The sequence below is a fragment of the Qipengyuania sp. BR81-2 genome, assembly GCF_055693895.1.
Map to the genome: position 1 here is coordinate 2,072,631 of NZ_CM146344.1, position 19,765 is coordinate 2,092,395.

A 19,765-nucleotide genomic window follows, 5' to 3' on the forward strand; every position below is an offset into this window, starting at 1 on the left:
CCGCGCCATGAACAAGTCGCTCATCGCGCTCGCCGCGCTCTCGCTCTCCTTCCCCGCCAATGCCGACCGCGCCGACGATGCGCTGACAGGCGATACGATCGCCTGGGACTTCGTCGAAGGGATCACCACCGAGATCGGCCCGCGCATGCCGGGTACCGAGCAGGAAGCACGCGGCCGCGTCTGGGCGATGGATTGGCTGCTCGCCAACGGCTTCGCCAATGTCGCTGACGAGCCGTTCGATATGCCGACCTGGGTGCGCGGGATCGAGATCGCCGAAGTGACCGCGCCTTTCGCGCAGCCGATGGCGATCACCGCGCTCTCGACGACCACCTCGACCGGCCCGGAGGGGATCGAGGCCGAGGTCGTCTATTTCCCGACCTATGCCGATCTCGTCGCGGCCGAAGAGGGCAGCCTAGAGGGCAAGATTGCCTTCGTGAGCCACGACATGCGCGCTTCGCAGGACGGTTCGCACTATGGCTTTGCAGGCCCAGCGCGCTGGATGGCGCCGTCGCTTGCTGCGAGCAAGGGCGCATTGGCCACGGTGATCCGCTCGGTCGGCACTGACAACCACCGCGTGCCGCACACGGGAACCACGACTTTTGCCCAGGGCGTGACGCCGACCCCGGCTGGCGCGCTCTCCAACCCAGATGCCGACAATCTCGAGCGCATGTTCGAGCGCGCAGATGGCCAGTCGATCCGTATGAAGCTGGTCATGACCCCGCGCGATCTCGGCACGACGCGCAGCGGCAATGTCGTGGGCGAGATCGTCGGGCGCGATCCCTCGCTCCCGCCGGTACTGCTCGCCTGCCACCTCGACAGCTGGGATCTCGGTACCGGCGCCATCGACGACGGCGCCGGTTGCGGCATCATCGCAGCGGCAGCCAAGCATGTCGCCGCCGGGGGGCAGCCGCTGCGCACGATCCGCCTCCTCTTCGCAGGGGCCGAGGAAACCGGCCTCTGGGGCTCGAAGGCCTATGCCGAAGCTCATCTCGACGAGCTGGTCTACGTCGGCCTCGAAAGCGACTTCGGTGCAGATCGCATCTGGCGTCTCGAAAGCAATTTCACGGCCAGCGATCCCGACCTTTATCGCAAGCTTGCTGCAGCAACCGCACGTTTCGGCGTTGCGCCGAGCCGGATTACGGCCACCGGAGGGGCCGATCTCAACCTCGTGCGCGAGCAGGGCGGGCCGCTGATCGACCTGCAGCAGGACGGCACGCGTTACTTCGACTTGCACCACACGGCGGATGACACGCTCGACAAGGTCGATCCGGTCCAGCTTCGCCAGAATGTCGCGGTCTGGACCGCAGTCGTCGGCGTGCTCGCCAACCGGGAAGAGCCGATTTCCATGCCCGACACGCTTTAGAGCGGTCTCAATTGTGACCACTTTGCAATAGCTTCGACATTTCTCGGATAGAACTTGTAAGAACGCGTCACCCTAAGTACCCGTTAACCTTCTCCGCCTACTAGGGGGCAAGGAGGTTCGGGGCGAACCATGAGAGAGCAGATAATCGGGTCGATCACGCCCACGATGGCGGTCGTGTTTTTCGTGCTATTCCTCGTCATGTGGAAGCGCGGAAACATGGGCGACTACGTGCTCGCTTTCGGCATTTCCTACCTGTTCTTCGCACTCGGCTTCAGCGTCACCCACTTCATGGAGCAGGGACCGCATACCTGGCACCTGACGCAGCTTTTCTACTCGCTCAGCGTGATGACCAGCACCTGGGGCATGGCCAGCAGGGTCGGCCAGCCGGCGATGCTGGGCCTGCACCTCACGGTATACGCGCTCGCGGCGATCACGCTCGGCATCGCGATTGCCAGTTCGTCCGACATCGCCTCTCGGCTCGTAATCGTGAACATCGCCTATGGCGCCATGAAGCTTATGACCATGATGACCTTGCTCGGCGCGCCCAAGCGTGACGCGATCGACAAGCTCATCATCTCAATGCAGGGCATTTACGCGGCCCAGTTCTTCATCCGCCCGAGCCTTACGCTGCTTATCGAAAAGCAGATCGAAGAGAGCGCCTATCTCGATTCCCTCTACTATTCGGTGCTCAACCTCTCGGTTTCCGTCATCGCCCTGTGCGGCGCGATGGTGCTGATCGGGGCCTGCGTCTACGACCAGGTGCGCACCGTGAAGGAGCGCGCTGAGATGGACCTTCTCACCGGCCTGCGCACGCGCCGCGCTTTCGAGAAGGACGTGGTCGGCCAGATCGAGAAAGCGAAACTGGAAGGTATCCCCGTCTCGCTCGTCGTGGCGGATATCGATCACTTCAAGTCGGTCAACGATGTCTGGGGCCATCAGGTCGGCGACAAGGCGATTGCCGCATTCGGTCACGTCATCGAAGACACGATCCGAGATACCGATATCGCCGGCAGGATCGGTGGCGAGGAATTTTGTATCCTCGCATGGAACTGTGACGGCGAAGCCGCTGTCGCCATGGCCGAACGTATCCGCAAGCGCCTCGGCGCGACGCAGATCGAGGGCATGCCGGATGACCATCGCCTGACCGCCAGCTTCGGCGTGGCGGGCCGCAAGGAAGGCGAAGGCTATGGCAAGCTGTTCGCCCGCACCGATGCGGCGCTTTACAAGGCGAAGCAGGAAGGCCGGAACCGGACGCAGGCCGATGGTGAAGACAAGGTCCAGAGTGCCAGCGTGACCCAGCTAGTGCCCAGCATGCCTAACCTGCGCGCGAAAGCCTGATCCCGCCCTCGCAGCTACAGCATAGAGTCGCCTAGATGCGCGCCACGAGGCGTGGCATGAAAGCCATCTGGAGTGCTGCCCTCGCAACCAGGAATGCCGTAAAGGACAGCCACAAGCCGTGGCTCCCCAGAGGCCAGCTTAGCCAGAGACACAGGGCGTAGATTGCAAAGGCGCCGACCATCGTCAGCAGCAATGCGCGCGTCCAGCTCGCGCCGACGAAGACACCGTCGAGCACGAAACCGGCAACCCCTGCAAAGGGGATGACGATCAGCCAGACACCCAGCGCCTGCGCGGCCTCGCGGACAGCAGGGGTCGCTGCAAAACTGGCGAGGATCGGATCGGCCAATATGGCAAAGGCTACTGCGACGAGGGCTGCCGCTCCCATGCCGCGCAGCATGATTGCACGGACATATGCGGAAAACCCTGCGCGGTCCCTTGCACCGGCACGCTCGCCATTGAGGACCTGCGCTGCATTCTCGAACCCGTCGAGCAGCAGCGCCGTGAAAACGAAGAGCTGGTAGATGATGCCGTTCGCCGCCAGCACGACCGCGCCGCGCTCGGCCGAGAGGCGCGTGAGCCCGGCCAGCGCGATCATCAGGACCACCGTGCGTAGGAAGAGGTCGCGATTGACCGAAAGGAAGGGGCGCAGTTCGGAAAGGCGCGCGATACCGCCCTCGCGTGTGCGCTTCAGGATCGTCGCACCGCTCGCCCCGCCAAGTAGCAGCACGGCGACGGCAACGAGCTTCGCGTATTCAGCGATAAAGCTCGACCAGCCGATGCCGGCGATGCCCCAATCGAGGCCGAGCGTAAGCCAGAGACCCAGCCCGACGTTGAGCAGATTATAGGCGACTTCGAGTACCAGCACGGTCTTCATGCGCCGTTGGCCGACGAGGAAACCTATGGCGGCGAAATTCGCCATGACCGCAGGCGCGCTCCAATAGCGGATGTCCGCGTAGACCACGGCGGCCGAACGGACTTCGTCCTCTGCGCCCAGGGCATCCAGCAGGAAAGGCAGCAGCAGCGGTTTCGCGAGCAGGAGGATCGCCGCGATCGCGAGGCCTACGAGCAGTCCCCGCAACAATACTGCCGCTTGTGCCTCCTTACCCGACCGCGTGCCTTCCTGTGCGACCAGCCCGGTGGTCCCGGTCTTGAGGAAATTCATCACCGTGAAGAGGACGGCAAACAGTCGCGCGCCGATATCGACCGCGCCTTGTGTCGGTGCATCGCCCAGCCGGCCCACGATCCACATGTCGCCGATCCCGATCAGGGCCGTGGCGACATTGGTCACCATCGCGGGAAGCGCGATCGCCCAGATCACGCGGTTATCGATGGGCTTCGAAGGGGTTGTGGAGGCGGCTGCGGTCAGATCTCGCTCTCCTGCAATATCGTCGACGTGGTCGGGGAGACTGGATTCGAACCAGCGACCCCTTGTACCCAAAACAAGTGCGCTACCAGGCTGCGCCACTCCCCGACACGACGTCGACATTTACCGGACCCGCGGATTGGTAGGCCCGGCAGGACTCGAACCCGCGACCTAGCCGTTATGAGCGGCCAGCTCTAACCAACTGAGCTACGGGCCCCCGCCATCCGTCCGGCGAACCCGCCGCCTAGCGCCGCCAGTGCGAGAGGGCAAGCGGCGAGAAGCGGGTCATGCTCAACCCGATGCGTTTTCCGGGCTGGGAAGGCTGTCCTGCAAGGTGAGGAGCGGGAGTGAGAGCACCAGCCGGTCGCCGATCCGGGTGAGATCGCCGCCAGCAACGCGTGCTTCTGCGCGGGCAAGCCGGAGCGAGAAGCCCGCACCGAAGATCCCTGCGCTGACAGTGCTGCCGGAAGGGCGTGTCTCCACTGCAAAGACATTCTCTGCTTCGCGCAGGGCCGCGGGCAGTTCGGCTGCGAGCTCGATCTGCTCGGCTGCCGTGTCGAGGTGCAGCTTGACCGTCTCGCCAGCGCCCGTTGCCCCGGCGAGAGTGGCAAGCAGGCGCCAGCAGAGCATTTCGGCTTCGGACTGGGCGAGTGCGAGCGGTGCGCGGCCTTCGCCAAGCGAGGCATCGAAACGTGCAACCCGCGGGCTCAGCACGGTCTGGAGCTGCATCACCTGTCGGCGTGCGATGGCGGCGAAATCGGCCTCGCCATCTTCCAGTTCGAGCGCGCCGACTTCGAGCTTCGCGAGGCGGTCGAGTTCGTCGAAGCCTGCAAGGATATGCGCCGAATCGCCCGCGATGGTCGCCGCGAGCGAGCGGTATTCATGCGGGACAGGTCCGATCATCTGCTGCTGGATGATCTCGGCATAGCCTTGCATTGCATTGACCGGTGTGCGCAGCTCGTGGAGCAGCTGGCGTAGGCGGTCCGCCTCGGCTTCGCGGCGGTCGAAAACGTCGGAGACTGCGCGGCGGAAGCGGCCGACATAGCCGAAGAAACGTCCGTCGCCGCGAGTGAAGCGCGGCGCGGCATCGACGATCCAGTCGCCCTCGATCCGCTCGGCACCGCGCAGGGAGAGGCGCAGTCCGCTCATCGGCTGGCGGCGCGTGATCGCCTGCTCGACTGACTGTGAGCCAAGCGAGGTGAGGTCGGTGCCAAGGATCATCGGCGCGATGCTCTTTTCCGCCCAGTCGACGCGGCCTGCGGAATCGGCGCCGAAGAAGAAGTGATCGAGCGGCGGCGGGGGGCGCTCTTCTTCGCCCATCGGCAGGCGCGGCGCATCGGCGGTGTCCTTTTCGCCGGTGCGCGCCTTGCGGAAGCTCTCGATACGGTCGACCAGCGCGCGAACGTCTTCCTTGCCGGGGGCCGGACGTGGTGCGGGCTCTTCTTCTGTTGGGGCGGGCGTTGGCGCAGGTGCCTCGTCCTCTTCGGGCGGCGCCAGTTCGTCCATCAGCTCGAGCGGCTCGGGCTCGGGCAGCGCGCGGTCAGATACGCCAAGCCGGTCGAGCACGCGCTCGGCCTCTGCGGGCAGGTCCTTGCGGTGGCGCAGGAAGCCGCGGGCACGGATCGGCAGCTGCGGAATGAGCTCCGCCCATTCGACTGCGGTAAGCTGCGCCCGATAAAGCGCGGCGGCAGCGATCTGCGGATGCGCCTCGCCGAACCATTTCACCAGTTCTGGATTGCGGAAACGCCAGCCGCTTTCGCCGACGATTCGCGCTCGCTCGGCGACGGAAATCATCTCGCCGAGGGCAATCAGGCGCAGGTATGCGGCGGCCTTCAGCGCCTTGTCGCCGGCCTGCGGACGCTCGCCCAGAAGGTCGATAAGCTGCCGGAATTGTGTCTTCGCGGCACGCTCGCTGGCTGCGCGGATGCGCAGCACCGTGGCGAGGCGGTCGTCGAAGTGCATTCCAATATCGTCCTTTTCGGGCGGAAATTCGCAGGTTTATGCATGCCAGAGGCACATTCACCCTTGGACAATGGACATAGTTAAGTGCTGGTTGACCATCGCCCCGTTGTCATGCGTTGCAATGTGGGACAATTGCTGGCAAAGATAATAATGTTAGCCAATCGGTTGGTTGCGCCTTTTCAACATTTCATGTGCGCCAGCAATCGCCGGAGGCAGTTCGCGCGATTGCGCTTGTTTTTGAGGAAGACAGAACGATGGCCAATCTCGACGATATCGATCGTCGGCTGCTCGCCGAACTCCAGGACGAGGGCAGAATTACGAACGTCGAGCTGGCCCATCGCGTCGGCCTGACCGCTCCCCCGTGCCTGCGCCGCGTGCGCGCGCTGGAAGAAGACGGGGTGATTCGCGGCTATCATGCTGAGCTCGATCCGTCGAAGCTTGGCTTCTCGATCACCGTTTTTGCCATGGTCAGCCTGAAGAGCCAGGCCGAGGACGCGCTGCGCGAATTTGAAGATGCGATGCGCGAGCTGCCGGAAGTGCGCGAAGTGCACATGCTCAACGGCGAGATCGACTTCATTATCAAGATCGTCAGCCGCGACCTGCAGAGCTTCCAGGAATTCCTGACGAGCAAGCTCACGCCTGCGCCCAATGTGGCCAGCGTGAAGACTTCGCTGACGATTCGCACGAGCAAGAACGACCCGGGCGTCCCGCTTTGAGCAACACTGGCGGCAGGGTCGCGTTTGCGGCGCTTGCCGCCGGGTTCCTCGCGGCATGCGGTGGAACCGGCGAAGCGACTGGCGAGCAAGCAGACCCGATGGCCTGCGCGGCCGCGATCAGCGCCTATACGTATCTCGTGACCGAGGGCTTCGTGGCTGCGGATCCCGAGATGCAGTCGCGCGCGCTGGTTTCCAGCATGACCTATCTCAACAGCTACGCCATCCCCAACGGGCTGAGCGAAGCCGAAGCCTTTGCCGAGCTGGAAACGCGGCGCGACGAACTTCGCAGCGCTTCCTCGACCGAGCAGATCATCGAACAGGCGCGGGTCTGCATAGAGAACACGCCGCAGGTCTGACCCGCATTCGATCAGGCCGCGTGACAGGAGGGCATTCTATGCCGAAAATGTCTGGCCATTGCCTTTGCGGGGCGATCATCATCGAGCTGACCGACGCCAAGCAGCATATCGAAATCTGCCAATGCGATATGTGCCGCCGCTGGTCGGGTGCGTTCTACACCGCGCTCGAGGGCGATGATGTTGCGATCACCGGCGAGGACAACGCGACGGTCTATCGATCGAGCGACTGGGCCGAGCGTGGCTTCTGCTCGAAATGCGGCAGCAATCTGTGGTTCCGCTTCCTGCCCACCGGCAACCGCAGTTTCTCTGCCGGCCTGTTCGACGAGGCGGCCCGGCTGGACATCGAGAAAGAGATTTTCGTCGACGAGGCCGCCGACTGGAGCCGCATCCAGGGCGATCACCCACGGCTCACCGGCGAAGAGATCATCGCTGAGGCCAAGGCAGCCGGCTTCACCTTCGACTGAGGTCAGATCCCGGCGATTTGGACCGCTACCGTTGCTCGTGCTACCGAATTACGAGGCAAGAGAGAGGAGCCCCCATGAAGAAGCTGATCACCGCTGCTGCAGCAGGCACCGTATTGCTGCTCACAGGAGCCTGCGGCGCGCCCGACGAGGTTGCGGAAGTCGAAGCCGAAGCGGCAACCGAAAGCGGTACCGAGGTCGATCCGGCAAGCGAAGCCGAAGCTGCCACGAGCGAGGCACCGACCGAAGACACCATCGTCATCTGCGACGAAGACGGCAATCGCTACGCGTCGGAGGAAGAGGCGAAAGCCGCCGGCCTGGACGAGGCGCAGTACGGCGCGACCTATTGCCAGTACTTCGAATAACGGTATCGGTCCGCGCCCCCGGGTGAGGACCAAGGTCACAAAAAAACATCGGCAGCGCCGCCCTGCGGCCTGCCGATGTTTGTTTTCACGGTTGTAAGCTAGCCCGAAAGGCCTGGCCGCCGGACCTTAGTCCTCGCGTTCCTTGAGCCACTCTTCGAGCCACTTGATCGAATAGTCGCCGCTCTTCACGTCGTCCTGTTCGAGCAAAGCCTGGTGGAGCGGGATCGAGGTCTTCACGCCTTCGACCACCATTTCCTCCAGCGCGCGCTTGAGGCGCATCATGCAGCCTTCGCGGTTGCGGCCGTAAACGATCAGCTTGGCGATCATGCTGTCGTAATAAGGCGGGATACGGTAGCCGGCGTAGAGCCCGCTATCGACGCGCACATGCATGCCGCCAGCCGGGTGATAATAGGTCACTTCACCGGGCGAGGGCGCGAAGGTGAACGGGTCTTCCGCGTTGATGCGACACTCGATCGCGTGGCCGTTGAACTCCAGCTCTTCCTGGCGGACCGAAAGCGGCTTGCCGGCGGCGATACGGATCTGTTCGCGCACGAGGTCGACGCCGGTGATTGCCTCGGTCACGGGGTGCTCGACCTGCAGGCGGGTGTTCATCTCGATGAAGTAGAACTCGCCGTTCTCCCACAGGAACTCGATCGTGCCAGCGCCGCGATAGCCCATGTCGCGCATCGCCTTGGAGCAGATTTCGCCCATGTGCATGCGTTCTTCGTGGCTGATGACAGGCGAGGGCGCTTCTTCGAGCACCTTTTGGTGGCGGCGCTGGAGCGAACAGTCACGCTCGCCCAAGTGGATCGCGTTGCCGTTGCCGTCGCCAAAGACCTGGAATTCGATGTGGCGCGGATTGCCGAGGTACTTCTCGATATAGACCGTGGCGTCACCGAAAGCGGCTTTCGCCTCGCTGCCGGCCTGCTGCATCAGCGTTTCGAGCTGGTCCTCGCTCTCACAGACCTTCATGCCGCGGCCACCGCCGCCCGATGCGGCCTTGATGATCACGGGATAGCCGATCTCGTCGGCGATCTTGCGTGCTTCGGAGACCTCGGAGACAGCGCCGTCGCTGCCTGGGACCAGCGGCAGGCCGAGCTTGCCCGCGGTACGCTTGGCCTCGACCTTGTCGCCCATCGTGCGGATGTGTTCGGGCTTGGGGCCGATCCACTTGATGTCGTGCGCCTCGACGATCTCTGCGAACTTGGCGTTCTCCGAAAGGAAGCCGTAGCCCGGGTGGATCGCGTCAGCATGGCTGACTTCCGCTGCCGAAATGATGTTGGCGATGTTGAGATAGCTGTCGGCCGCCGCGGGCGGGCCGATGCACACGGCCTGGTCGGCAAGGCGGACATGCATCGCATCGGCGTCGGCGGTAGAGTGTACCGCGACCGTCTCGATGCCCATTTCATGCGCCGCGCGGTGGATACGCAGCGCGATTTCGCCGCGGTTGGCGATAAGGATACGCGAAATCGTCATGGCTTACCCGATGACGACGAGCGGCTGGTCGAACTCGACCGGCTGGGCGTTCTCGACCAGGATCGACTTGACCGTACCCGACTTGTCGGCAGCGATCGGGTTCATGACTTTCATGGCCTCGACGATGAGGAGGGTCTGGCCTTCCTTCACGGTGTCGCCGACCTTGATGAAGTCGGCTGCGCCCGGTTCGGGAGCGAGATAGCACGTGCCGACCATGGGCGACTTGATCGCACCGGCCGTGTCGGCCTCGGCAGGTGCCGCTTCGGCCGCAGGCGCTGCCGCTGCCGGTGCAGGGGCTGCTGCTGCAGGTGCCGCCATGGGCGCAGGTGCGGCTGCAACAGCCACGCCGCCGCCGCGCGATACGCGGATCTTGCGGTCGCCATCCTCGACTTCGATTTCGGTGAGCCCGGTGTCGCCCAGCATCTCGGCCAGTTCCCGCACGAGAGAGGTGTCGACGTTCATGCCGGATTTGCCGGCGCTGCCTTTACGTTCGGCCATGGGTATCCCTTGATAATTGTTGCGCCCGCCTATGCTCCGGCTAGACGTGCAAGACAAGGGGCAAGGGCTGCCTTTTACAGAGAGGCAGCCTTCTCCAACGCTACGGAATAGCTATGCGGGCCGAGGCCCTGCACGCAATCCACAGCTGCCATTCCGACAAAGGAAGTATGGCGGAAAGCCTCGCGTTTGGTGGGGTCCGAGAGGTGCACCTCGATAACCGGCACGTTGATTGCCTTGATCGCATCGAGCAGGGCGATGGAGGTGTGGGTATAGGCCGCGGCGTTCAGCAATACCGCCTTGGCGCCCTCGCGCTGTGCCTCGTGCAGCCAGTCGACCAGCTCGCCTTCGTGGTTGGTCTGGCGGAACTCGATCGCAAGACCGAGCTGCTCGGCCTTACCGCGCAGCGCCGCCTTGATATCGGCGAGCGTGTCCGAGCCATAGATTTCCGGCTCGCGCGTGCCGAGCAGGTTGAGGTTTGGGCCGTTGAGGACGAAGACGGTCTCGGTCATGCGAGCAGCGTTAGCGGCAGTTGGCGTGGCTGAGAAGCGGTGTGTCTTCTACCGGCCCGAAAGCGGACGCGCTCCCGCTCCCGCTCTCCCGTTTTCATGCTGCCTTTAGCGCGAAGTACATTGCGGCCATTCCGGACATGACGACGATTCCCGTCACGCTAAGCAGCCGGATGTAAGCGTTCGGTCGATGCTCTTCGGGCATGTCGCAACGCGTAATGACGAGATGGTTGAGCAGCGCGATGACTGGACCGACCACAAAATAGATCGACGTGACGAGATCGATGAAAACACTGAAGCTTTCCATCATCAACGCAAGGATGAACAAGCACAAAGCCGCCAGGGCTATGAGGAAGAACGCGTACCCACTTTCGCTCGCGCGGCCTCCTGAGTTGCCGCGATACTCTTCGTAAACTGCGCCAAACCCGCGTGCTGCACCGTCGAATGAGGCGATCATCGTCGTCGCCATCACACAAAGGGCCGCTATTGCTGCAAGATAAGCAGGGATTGTGCCCAGTGTCTCTCGGTAAAGGCCAATTATCTGTGATGCGAGATCGGCCGCTCCGCTTTCTGGCGCGACCCCTCCCGAGTGCATCACGCCTGCCCCCATTACGCAGAAGCAAACAGCAAGGATGCCGGTAAGCATGTAGGCGGCGAAAAAACCTTTGCGCATTTCTCCCATCGACATCCGTTCGCCCTCCGCTTCATTCTCCTGCGCCTTGAGGGTCCAGAGAGAGACTTGCACCGATTGACCAATAGGGCTTGGCATGAACCCTGCGAGGGCGACAACGAAGAGCAGCGCCATCGGATCAAGGCTCCATTCGACATTTGCCATGCTCTGCCAATCGACGCGCGGCAGAGCCAGTGCTGCAGCGGTGATGGTCGCGACCGTCAGAAAGGCGATCAAGATCTTGTTGAGGCCATCAAGCCAACCGAAACCGCCGACAAGCAGAAGCAGTATGGTTGCGGCGATTGCCGATGCGGCCAAGGCGAGGATGGGAAGCTGAACACCGGTGAGGGCAGCCAATATCGCTGCTGTTGTGACCGTAACGGCCGCGAGACCTATCGGCGCAATCGTCAACGAGGAGAGCGCATAAAGCGGTACGGCCCAAGAGCCCAGTTCCCGATAACCACCGATGATCGTCCTTCGGGTTGCGTGAGCGTAATCCATGCCGAACCGGAAGGCCGGATATTTGAGGGTATTGATGAGGACGATAACGAAGATCAGCGCCAACCCGAACATCGCGCCTGCGCGGGTCGATTGAACGAGGTGGGATACGCCGATTGCCGAACCGGAAAAAATCAGACCCGGAGCCGCAGCTCGTTGCCATGCGCGAAAATCCATTCATCCCCCTGAAGCTCAAATGCTTCTCGCGCCCATCGGACAGCTTACAGGGTATTCAATACAAGGCAATTGTAGCCGCCGATTGTCGCTATCGTTCGACCCCCTTGACCTTACCCCATTGCCGCGCCGCGGTGTAGCCGAGATAACCGGTGCCGAAGAGGGCGTAGAGTTCTTCGGGCAGGCCGCGCAGGTAGGCGGTGATACCGCTGCCGATCGCCTCGGCCGCTTGCGGGGTAAAAGCGCCGAGCACGCCCATGGGCAGGGCGAAGAGCATGATCGCGTACATCACATAGAGGAAGCTGGGCCGCGCGCGGCTGGTCCATGGGTCCTTCGAGTTTGCCTCTGCGACGATCGCCGAGAGGCGCGCTTCTATGGCCTTCAGCTCGTGCGAGCCTTCCAGTGCGAGCAGTTCGAGCTTGGCTTTCGCGCGGGCTTCCTTGTCGGGAATGATCTTGTCGATGATCGAGGCGATGGGACCGATGAGGGATTCGACGAGCGGCATGGGATTGTCCTCCTGATGGCCCGCATTCTCCCCGGAGAGGTTCGAGTAGGAAAGATCGCAGTTAATCAGCGGTTAGCGTTTCGCCGCGCGCACATTGAAAATTCATGTTTTGCGTGTAAGAAACAGGGCCAAGGTGAAACCTCGGGTAACCCTCGCAATGCGCAGAATCCTACCGATTGCACTTTTTGCCGCCGCAGCATCGCTTGCGGCGAACGGTGCGTTTGCGCAGGCCGATTCGGCGCCGATCGCCTCTGACAGCGCAGGCGCGCTCGAAGCTCCCGAAGACTGGGACTGCGACCGCTACGACGAGGAATGGCGCGAGTGGATCGATGCGGGCAATTCGCCTGAATCCTGGCGTTTCTCCGGCAAGACCTATCGCGCGGTCACTGACGGCGATCTCTATACCTGGGACGACTGGCTCGAGTGGTCGGAAGACAATGGCTGTATCGCGCCGGCCTACTTCGTTCCGGGTAGCTCGGGCGGCGGCATCGGTACCTCGACCGCCGTGGGCCTTGTCATCGGCGTCTTCGCGGCCGCTTTGGCTGCAGCGAGCGGCGGCGACAACTCGATGAGCCCCGGCTGAGGCCGCGGCGTCCCGCATGCGGGGTGCATTTTAACATATCGGATGGAAAACCACTGGTCGGGACGACTGGATTCGAACCAGCGACCCCCACACCCCCAGTATGGTGCGCTACCAGACTGCGCTACGTCCCGAAGCCAGTGGAAGCGGCCCTATAGGCAGGGTCTGGAAACATGGCAAGCATCTCTCGCCTCATTTCGTTGCGACTTTTCGGGTTTGCTGCTAACCGCCCGCCACCAAAGTGAGGGAGGGTGCCGTGGCGGCTCTTGAAGCACGCCCATGCATGACCCACCTCGCTTTCAAGAACGCTAGCTGTAACAAGAGACCGAACCTTCCATGATCACGCTTCTCGCCGCTTCCGGCACCGCCGCAGCCCAGCCTCCCATCTGGCTGCAGATCCTTCCGTGGGTCGCGATTTTCGCCGTGTTCTGGTTCCTCATGATCCGCCCGCAGCTCCGTCAGCAGAAGGCGCACCAGGAAAAGGTTGCCGGCCTTCAGCGCGGTGACGAGGTCGTGACCGCTGGCGGTCTTGTGGGCAAGATCACCAAGGTCGAAGAGCAGTTCGTCGAACTCGAACTCGCCAAGGGCATGAAAGTGCGCGCGGTCAAGAACACCATCGGCGAAGTGCTGAACGCCAAGTCCGCCAAGCCGGCGAACGACTGATCCGCCGATAGGCGACAGGGTAGGGGACACCAGGCCACAATGCTCGAATTTCCGACATGGAAGAAGGTAATGCTGTGGGGCGTCGCGCTGATCTGCGCGCTTGCGGCACTGCCTTCGATCTTTTCGCTGACCAACAACGCCTGGCCCTCCGAGCTGCCCGAGCCGACGGTCAATCTCGGCCTCGATATCGCCGGCGGTAGCCACATCCTGCTCGAGGCCGACCCCGACTTCGTCGCGGCGACACGTCTCGAAAACATGGAAGAGGGTGTCCGCAACGCCCTGCGCCGTGCCGAGCCGCGTATCCGCATCGGCGACGTCTCGACCGACGACGGCCAGCTGAGCTTCCTGCTCGACGATGCCGGCGACGTTGATCGTGCGCGCGCTGCCATCGAAGACCTTATGAACGGCAGCGGCCCGGTCCGCGAATGGGACCTGCAGGTCGTCGACGGCCAGCGCTTCGTGCTGACCCAGACCGCGAACGGCCTTTCGACCGCCCTCAACGAGGCGATGGAAGGCGCACTGCGCACCGTCGGTATCCGTATCGACGGTCTCGGCACGCGCGAGCCGACCATCCTGCGCCAGGGCGATGACCGCATCGTGGTGCAGGTGCCCGGCCTCCAGGATCCCGAACAGCTCAAGGAGCTGCTCGGCCGGACCGCGCAACTCGAATTCAAGCTGGTCCAGCGCGCAGCCACCGTGGAGGAAGTCGAGCGCGGCTTCGTCTCGGGCGGCGAAGTCGTTCCCTGGGCCGAAGGTGAAGGGATTCCGGGCACCGGCCTCGTGGTCGACCGCCTCGGCGGCATCAGCGGCGATACGCTGACCAGCGCGCAGCAGAACTTCGATGCGCAGACCAACGAACCGGTCGTCTCGATCGCCTTCAATCCCGAAGGCGGCACGCGCTTCCGCGTCATGACGACGAACTACACCGGCCGCCAGTTCGCCATCATCCTCGACGATGAAGTGATCAGCGCGCCGCGCATGCTCGAGCCGATCGTCAACGGACAGTCGCAGATCTCGGGCAGCTTCACTGTCGAAAGCGCCAACAACCTCGCCATCCAGCTGCGTTCGGGCGCCCTGCCGGTCCCGCTGGCTGTGGTCGAGGAACGCACGGTCGGTCCCGACCTTGGTGCGGACTCGATCCGTCAGGGCCTGATCGCGATCGCAATCGGTACTGCGCTCGTGATGCTGGTCATGATGGCCGCCTATGGCCGCTTCGGCGTCTATGCGACCCTCGCACTGTTCATCAACGTGGCCATGCTTCTCGGCATCATGGGCCTGCTCAACTTCACGCTGACCCTGCCGGGTATCGCGGGCTTCGTCCTGACGATCGGTGCCGCGGTCGACGCGAACGTGCTGATCAACGAACGTATCCGGGAGGAGCGAAAACGCGGGCGCCGCGTGATGGCGGCGGTCGAGAACGGCTACAAGGAAGCAAGCCGTGCCATCTACGATGCGAACATCACCAACTTCATTGCCGGCGTGCTGCTGTTCAGCTTCGGCTCGGGTCCGGTGAAGGGCTTCGCGGTCGTCCTCGTGGTCGGCCTCTTCACCTCGGTCTTCACCGCCGTGCCGCTGACGCGCATGTGGGTGGCAGGCTGGCTGCGCAAGACGCGGCCTTCGGATCTGAACATTTAAGGAGGACGGACGATGAAACTTCTCAAGCTCGTCCCCGACGACACCAACATCAAATTCCTCAAGTGGCGCGTGCCCTTCTTCATCCTCAGCCTCGTGCTGATCGCGGGAAGCTGGGCGATGGTGCTGACCAAGGGGCTCAACTTTGGCGTCGATTTCGCCGGCGGTCTGGAGGTCCGTGCGACCTTCACCCAGAGCGAGGAAGCGCCGATCGCCCAGCTGCGCAGCGATATCGAGGGTCTGGGCTACGGCTCTCCCGTGGTGCAGCGCTTCGGCGAAGACAACCAGGTCTCGATCCGCGTTCGTCTTCCCGACGACGTGGCTGCCGACAAGGAAGCCGCACAAGAGGCCGCCAACGCGGTTGTTGCCGAATTGCAGTCCAGCTATCCCGACTTCCGCCTAGACGGTAACGACAACGTCTCCGGAAAGGTCTCTGGCGAGTTCCGAAGCGATGCGACCTGGGCATTGATCTACGCTATGCTGGCCGTGGCGGCCTACATCTGGATCCGCTTCGAATGGCAATTCGGCGTGGGCGCATTGTTTGCGTTGTTCCACGACGTTTCCGTGGCATTGGGCCTGTTCGCGCTATTCCAGCTGGAATTCAGCCTGCAGATCATCGCGGCCATCCTCGCAATCATCGGTTACTCTCTGAACGATACAATCGTCGTCTACGACCGTATCCGTGAGAACCTGAAGAAGTATCGCAAGATGGAGCTGCCGGAGTTGCTTGACCTCTCGGTCAACGAAACTCTGGCACGTACGGTGATGACCTCGCTGACGCTGCTCGTCGCGCTGCTTCCGCTGCTGTTCTTCGGTCCGACCAGCCTGTTCGGCCTGACTGCTGCCATCACGGTTGGCCTGTTCGTCGGTACCTATTCCTCGGTCTATCTCGCAGCACCGCTGCTGATCTGGATGGGTGTCACCTCGGACAGCTTCGTTCCGGAAGAGTCCATCGCCGACAAGCAGGAAAAGAAGCTTCGCGGCGAAGTCTGACGATGCGTGTCCGCTGCCTTTAGAGGCGGCGGACCAGAATCTCTGCAACCCCGATCCAGGCAGGGCTGTCGACGACCTGCTGCTTTTCGCCGTGTCCCGGCGGGAGCAGGCCGACGAGATTGCCCTGCCGGTCGATCAGCCGGCCGAACGCAAAGCGGCCTCCGGTCTTCGGTACCAGTACATCGCGATTGACCGCGCGGGCAGCCTCCTCGGGTGCGAGCTGCCGCAGCCATAGCTGGTCGCCCGGACGATATTCGCCATGCGGGTAGTCGATCGTCATCACCACAAGCGCGCCTTCGCTGCCGAGATCGGTGGCAAGGATCGCATCGCGCGTGGAGGCAAGCGCTTCGGGGCCGCCCTGTCCGAGCGTCGCGACAACCTGGGGATGCGCCGCGTTCTCGGAACGAACGAGCATCTCCGGTTCGACGCCCAGCGCCGCGCCGATGCGTTCCATCCATTTGAGCGAGAGATTGCGCATCCCCGTTTCCAGCCGTCCGACCGTCTGCGGCGTCGTCGGCGGATCGCAGGCCTCGGCAAGATCGGCCAGCGTCATGCCTTTCTGCTTGCGGATATCGCGGATGCGGTTGATCACGGTTCTTGAAATCCTTCTAACCAAATCGGTGTTTTTGCTTTCCTACAGTAACCGATTGTTTGCAAGTCCGCTGTCCACAGCCACCAAGGAGACAGCGATATGTGCAGGGAACTGGTCGAACGCGAACTGACCGAAGTCGGGCCGAAACGCGCCGGAGGTGCGAGGGCGACCAAGCGCAGCGTGACAGTGAATATCGCCGAGAGCCCGCTCACATGGTTGCATGCGCGCGGCTATCTCGACGACAGGCAATTCGACGCCGGCGAGCGGCTGCGCGCCGATTACGAGCGAGCGCAGATAGCCCCTTCGATCACGATGCGCTGGGATCCGGTACGGGTGGATGGTGGCGGGGGTGACGGCTTGACGTCATCCGAACGCCAGCTTGCGGCCAGGGCGCGTTTCGATGGCGCCATGGCCGAGGCGGGGAGCGGACTGAAGGATGTCCTGTGGCGCGTGGCCTGTGCCTGCGAGGGCCTGCCGGATGCCGAGAAAGCCTTGGGTTGGCCCGCGCGGAGCGGCAAGCTGGTGCTCAAGCTGGCGCTCGATCGTGTGGCCGATTTCTACCGGATCAGATGAGAGGATTGTCTGGCCAATTGCTTCGCTACGTGAGGCCGGCCGATTTTGCCTCAGGACCGTGTTCCAAGCGTTCCAGCCTGTTGGACCGCAAGGGCGCCTATCCTAGATATGTCCTACAACCGCCTCGCGCAGCGCGGGCAGCACTTCAGACTCGAACCAGGGGTTCTGTTTCATCCAGATCGCGCTGCGCCACGCAGGATGCGGCAGTGGCAGGAATCGAGGGAGGAATTTGCGGAATTCCTGGACCCGCTCGGTCATCGAATGCTTGCGCGCCTCCGGCAGGTAATGCGCCTGCGCATAAGTGCCGACCAGCAGCGTCAGTCTGTCTTCAGGCAGGATGCCGAGCACGCGTTCGTGCCACAGGGGCGCGCATTCGGGGCGCGGTGGCTTGTCGCCGCCGTTTGCCTTGCCGGGATAGCAGAAACCCATCGGTACCAGCGCGACACGCAAGGGATCGTACATCTGCTCTTTCGAAAGACCCGTCCATTCGCGCAGCCGATCGCCGCTCTTGTCGTCCCAAGGGATACCGGTTTCATGGACTTTCGATCCGGGGGCCTGTCCGATGATCAGGAGCCGCGCAGTGGGGGAGAAGCTGACGACGGGGCGGATGCCGTGCGGCAGGTGAGCGGCGCAGGTCTGGCAGCCCGCAATCTCTTCGGCTAGCCGCTCGTGCTTCAAAGCGCCTCGACCTGCTCGGCCAGAATCAGCCAGCGTTCCTCGGCCGCGTCCTTCTCGCTGCGCGCGTTCTCGATGCCCTTCGAGACATTGGCGAAGCGCTGCGGATCGGAGGTGTAGAGATCGGGATCGGCCAGGATCTCCTCGCCGCGCGCGATGGCAGCTTCAAGCTCCTCGATCCGGGCGGGCAGCAGCTCGTAATCGCGCTGGTCCTTGTAAGAGAGCTTGGTGGGCTTGGGCGGCGGGGGAGGCGGCGCTGGCTTCTCTTCCGCCTTCTCGCTCTTCGTCTTTCCCACGACGGGCTTCTGGCGCTTCTTCTCCCAGTCCTCGTAGCCGCCAGCGACGACATCGACCTTGCCCGTCCCGTCCAGGCCGAGCGTTATGGTGACGGTCCGGTCGAGGAAGTCACGATCATGGCTGACGATCAGCACTGTGCCTTCGTAGTCGGCGATGACTTCCTGCAGCAGGTCGAGCGTCTCGAGATCGAGGTCATTGGTCGGTTCGTCGAGGACGAGCAGGTTTGAGGCCTTGGCGAACTCGCGGGCCAGAAGCAGGCGCGAACGCTCGCCGCCCGAAAGCACGGCGACCTTCATGTCGACGATCTTCGGGTCGAAGAGGAAATCCTTGAGATAGGCCTGCACGTGCTTGCGATTGCCGCGCACGTCGATCCAGTCGCCGCCCTCGGCCAGCACCTGCCGTACGGTCTTGTCGGCGGTGAGGAGCTGGCGCTGCTGGTCGATCATCACGCCGGTCAGCGTCTTGGCGATCTCGACCGTACCGCTGTCCGGTTCGAGCTCGCCGGTGAGCATCTTGAGCAGAGTCGTCTTGCCCGCACCATTCGCGCCGACGATACCGATGCGGTCGCCGCGCTGGATACGCAGCGAGAAGGGCTTGATGATCGTGCGATCGCCGTATGACTTGGTGATCTTGTCCGCGACGATGACCGACTTGGACTTGAACTCCTCCTCGGTCGCGAGCTTGAGCTTGGCGGTGCCGGCAGCGGAAATCATCGAGGCACGCTGCGCACGCATCTGCCACAGCTTCTCGAGACGGCCCTGGTTGCGCTTGCGCCGCGCGGTGACGCCGCGTTCGAGCCAGTGCGCTTCGAGCTTCAGCTTAGCATCGAGCTTCTCGGCCGCGCGGGCCTCCTCCGCATAGACCTGTTCTTCCCACGCTTCGTAGCCGCCGAAGCCGACTTCCTTGCGGCGCAGATTGCCGCGATCGAGCCAGATGGTCGCGCGGGTCAGGCGCTTGAGGAAGGTCCTGTCGTGGCTGATGACGACGAAAGCGCCGCGATAGCGTTCGAGCCAGCCTTCGAGCCAGTCGATCGCACCGAGGTCGAGGTGGTTGGTCGGCTCGTCCATCAGCAGGAGGTCCGGCTCCTGCGCCAGCGCGCGGGCAATAGCCGCGCGGCGCTTCTCGCCTTCGCTCGCACCCTTGGTCTCGCGGCTCATGTCGATGCCGAGCTGGCCTGCGATCGCCTCTACCTCGTGTTCCTGCGGGGCTTGATCACCGGACAGTGCCCAGTCCATCAGCGTCGCATGGCCGGTCAGGTCGGGGTCCTGTTCGAGCAGCACGATCTTGGCATGCGGCTTGATCTTGCGCATTCCTGCGTCGGTTTCGACCTGGCCGTCGATCATGCGGAATAGAGTGGTCTTGCCGACGCCATTGCGGCCGATCAGCGCAAGCCTGTCGCGCGGGCCGATATGCAGGTCGAGCGGCTCGTGATCGGGCCCGCCGAACAGCCATTTGCCGCCCTGCTGCAGGGCCATGCCTTCAAGGCTGAGGATGGGGGGCTGTGCCATA

General features: G+C 63.2%; 21 protein-coding genes and 3 tRNA genes. 11 read left to right on the top strand and 13 right to left on the bottom strand.

All coding sequences use genetic code 11. From position 1 onward, the window contains the following. The first annotated feature begins 7 nt into the window (after window positions 1–7). Together ACZ1G8_RS10500 and ACZ1G8_RS10505 are read left to right on the top strand one after the other, a co-directional pair. Entirely contained in the window at window positions 8–1,363 is a 1,356-nt protein-coding gene (locus ACZ1G8_RS10500) for a M20/M25/M40 family metallo-hydrolase (protein WP_472679356.1), read from the top strand. Between the two features lie 129 nt (window positions 1,364–1,492). Next, window positions 1,493–2,701, top strand: a complete 1,209-nt coding sequence (locus tag ACZ1G8_RS10505) for a GGDEF domain-containing protein (RefSeq protein WP_472679357.1) — start codon at window positions 1,493–1,495, stop codon at window positions 2,699–2,701. Between the two features lie 31 nt (window positions 2,702–2,732). Here the strand turns inward: ACZ1G8_RS10505 and ACZ1G8_RS10510 are convergent, their stop codons facing one another. From ACZ1G8_RS10510 to ACZ1G8_RS10525, 4 genes are all read right to left on the bottom strand, one after another. Beyond that, the gene (locus ACZ1G8_RS10510; RefSeq protein WP_472679358.1) at window positions 2,733–4,019 is read right to left on the bottom strand and encodes an MATE family efflux transporter; all 1,287 of its coding nucleotides are present in this window, start codon (window positions 4,017–4,019) and stop codon (window positions 2,733–2,735) included. 76 nt (window positions 4,020–4,095) lie between these two features. Next, window positions 4,096–4,172 (bottom strand) — tRNA-Pro (locus ACZ1G8_RS10515). 32 nt (window positions 4,173–4,204) lie between these two features. Next, window positions 4,205–4,281: transfer RNA gene (locus ACZ1G8_RS10520), tRNA-Ile, on the bottom strand. A gap of 74 nt (window positions 4,282–4,355) precedes the next feature. Beyond that, a complete protein-coding gene (locus ACZ1G8_RS10525; protein ID WP_472679359.1) occupies window positions 4,356–6,026 on the bottom strand; it encodes a sensor histidine kinase in 1,671 nt (556 codons plus the stop codon). Window positions 6,027–6,280: 254 nt separating this feature from the next. Between ACZ1G8_RS10525 and ACZ1G8_RS10530 the strand changes: the two genes are divergently transcribed. The 4 genes from ACZ1G8_RS10530 to ACZ1G8_RS10545 all read left to right on the top strand — a co-directional run bounded on the left by ACZ1G8_RS10530 (window position 6,281) and on the right by ACZ1G8_RS10545 (window position 7,924). After that, entirely contained in the window at window positions 6,281–6,742 is a 462-nt protein-coding gene (locus tag ACZ1G8_RS10530) for an Lrp/AsnC family transcriptional regulator (RefSeq protein ID WP_221428868.1), read from the top strand. Then, complete coding sequence (locus ACZ1G8_RS10535; protein WP_472679360.1) at window positions 6,739–7,098, top strand: hypothetical protein; 360 nt, start codon at window positions 6,739–6,741, stop codon at window positions 7,096–7,098. Before ACZ1G8_RS10530 ends, ACZ1G8_RS10535 begins: the two co-directional genes overlap by 4 nt. A gap of 38 nt (window positions 7,099–7,136) precedes the next feature. Beyond that, window positions 7,137–7,562, top strand: a complete 426-nt coding sequence (locus ACZ1G8_RS10540; RefSeq protein WP_472679361.1) for a GFA family protein — start codon at window positions 7,137–7,139, stop codon at window positions 7,560–7,562. A gap of 74 nt (window positions 7,563–7,636) precedes the next feature. After that, a complete protein-coding gene (locus tag ACZ1G8_RS10545) occupies window positions 7,637–7,924 on the top strand; it encodes a hypothetical protein (protein WP_472679362.1) in 288 nt (95 codons plus the stop codon). 126 nt (window positions 7,925–8,050) lie between these two features. Here the strand turns inward: ACZ1G8_RS10545 and accC are convergent, their stop codons facing one another. The 5 genes from accC to ACZ1G8_RS10570 form a co-directional block, all read right to left on the bottom strand. Continuing rightward, window positions 8,051–9,400, bottom strand: coding sequence for an acetyl-CoA carboxylase biotin carboxylase subunit (accC, locus tag ACZ1G8_RS10550; RefSeq protein ID WP_472679363.1), 1,350 nt, complete (start codon window positions 9,398–9,400; stop codon window positions 8,051–8,053). A 3-nt stretch (window positions 9,401–9,403) separates the two neighbouring features. Then, complete coding sequence (accB, locus tag ACZ1G8_RS10555; protein WP_244921013.1) at window positions 9,404–9,898, bottom strand: acetyl-CoA carboxylase biotin carboxyl carrier protein; 495 nt, start codon at window positions 9,896–9,898, stop codon at window positions 9,404–9,406. Window positions 9,899–9,972: 74 nt separating this feature from the next. After that, window positions 9,973–10,407 (bottom strand): type II 3-dehydroquinate dehydratase, encoded by a 435-nt coding sequence (locus tag ACZ1G8_RS10560; RefSeq protein ID WP_472679364.1) that lies wholly within the window; start codon window positions 10,405–10,407, stop codon window positions 9,973–9,975. A 94-nt stretch (window positions 10,408–10,501) separates the two neighbouring features. Then, window positions 10,502–11,749, bottom strand: coding sequence for a hypothetical protein (locus ACZ1G8_RS10565; RefSeq protein WP_472679365.1), 1,248 nt, complete (start codon window positions 11,747–11,749; stop codon window positions 10,502–10,504). Between the two features lie 88 nt (window positions 11,750–11,837). Then, entirely contained in the window at window positions 11,838–12,251 is a 414-nt protein-coding gene (locus ACZ1G8_RS10570) for a holin family protein (RefSeq protein ID WP_472679366.1), read from the bottom strand. A gap of 157 nt (window positions 12,252–12,408) precedes the next feature. Here ACZ1G8_RS10570 and ACZ1G8_RS10575 point away from each other — a divergent pair, with 157 nt between their 5' ends. Next, window positions 12,409–12,834: a hypothetical protein gene (locus ACZ1G8_RS10575; protein ID WP_472679367.1), complete on the top strand. Its 426-nt coding sequence runs from the start codon at window positions 12,409–12,411 to the stop codon at window positions 12,832–12,834. Window positions 12,835–12,888: 54 nt separating this feature from the next. Here the strand turns inward: ACZ1G8_RS10575 and ACZ1G8_RS10580 are convergent. Further along, window positions 12,889–12,965, bottom strand: a tRNA-Pro gene (locus ACZ1G8_RS10580). Window positions 12,966–13,167: 202 nt separating this feature from the next. Between ACZ1G8_RS10580 and yajC the strand changes: the two genes are divergently transcribed. The 3 genes from yajC to secF are packed head-to-tail and all read left to right on the top strand — an operon-like array spanning window position 13,168 to window position 16,119. Continuing rightward, a complete protein-coding gene (yajC, locus tag ACZ1G8_RS10585; protein WP_221553348.1) occupies window positions 13,168–13,494 on the top strand; it encodes a preprotein translocase subunit YajC in 327 nt (108 codons plus the stop codon). Between the two features lie 39 nt (window positions 13,495–13,533). Next, window positions 13,534–15,129: a protein translocase subunit SecD gene (gene secD, locus ACZ1G8_RS10590; RefSeq protein ID WP_472679368.1), complete on the top strand. Its 1,596-nt coding sequence runs from the start codon at window positions 13,534–13,536 to the stop codon at window positions 15,127–15,129. Window positions 15,130–15,141: 12 nt separating this feature from the next. Continuing rightward, entirely contained in the window at window positions 15,142–16,119 is a 978-nt protein-coding gene (gene secF / locus ACZ1G8_RS10595) for a protein translocase subunit SecF (RefSeq protein ID WP_472679369.1), read from the top strand. 19 nt (window positions 16,120–16,138) lie between these two features. Here the strand turns inward: secF and ACZ1G8_RS10600 are convergent, their stop codons facing one another. Further along, window positions 16,139–16,711 carry a helix-turn-helix transcriptional regulator gene (locus tag ACZ1G8_RS10600; protein WP_472679370.1) on the bottom strand — a complete coding sequence of 191 codons (573 nt, stop codon included), beginning with the start codon at window positions 16,709–16,711 and terminating at the stop codon, window positions 16,139–16,141. A 99-nt stretch (window positions 16,712–16,810) separates the two neighbouring features. Between ACZ1G8_RS10600 and ACZ1G8_RS10605 the strand changes: the two genes are divergently transcribed. Next, window positions 16,811–17,284 (top strand): DUF6456 domain-containing protein, encoded by a 474-nt coding sequence (locus ACZ1G8_RS10605; protein WP_472679371.1) that lies wholly within the window; start codon window positions 16,811–16,813, stop codon window positions 17,282–17,284. A 102-nt stretch (window positions 17,285–17,386) separates the two neighbouring features. On the opposite strand, the gene ACZ1G8_RS10610 is transcribed toward ACZ1G8_RS10605, so the two are convergent. Then, window positions 17,387–17,962, bottom strand: a complete 576-nt coding sequence (locus ACZ1G8_RS10610; RefSeq protein WP_472679372.1) for a uracil-DNA glycosylase family protein — start codon at window positions 17,960–17,962, stop codon at window positions 17,387–17,389. Then, a complete protein-coding gene (locus ACZ1G8_RS10615; RefSeq protein WP_472679373.1) occupies window positions 17,959–19,764 on the bottom strand; it encodes an ABC-F family ATP-binding cassette domain-containing protein in 1,806 nt (601 codons plus the stop codon). The genes ACZ1G8_RS10610 and ACZ1G8_RS10615 overlap by 4 nt, the downstream gene beginning before the upstream one ends. Window position 19,765 lies beyond the last annotated feature (1 nt).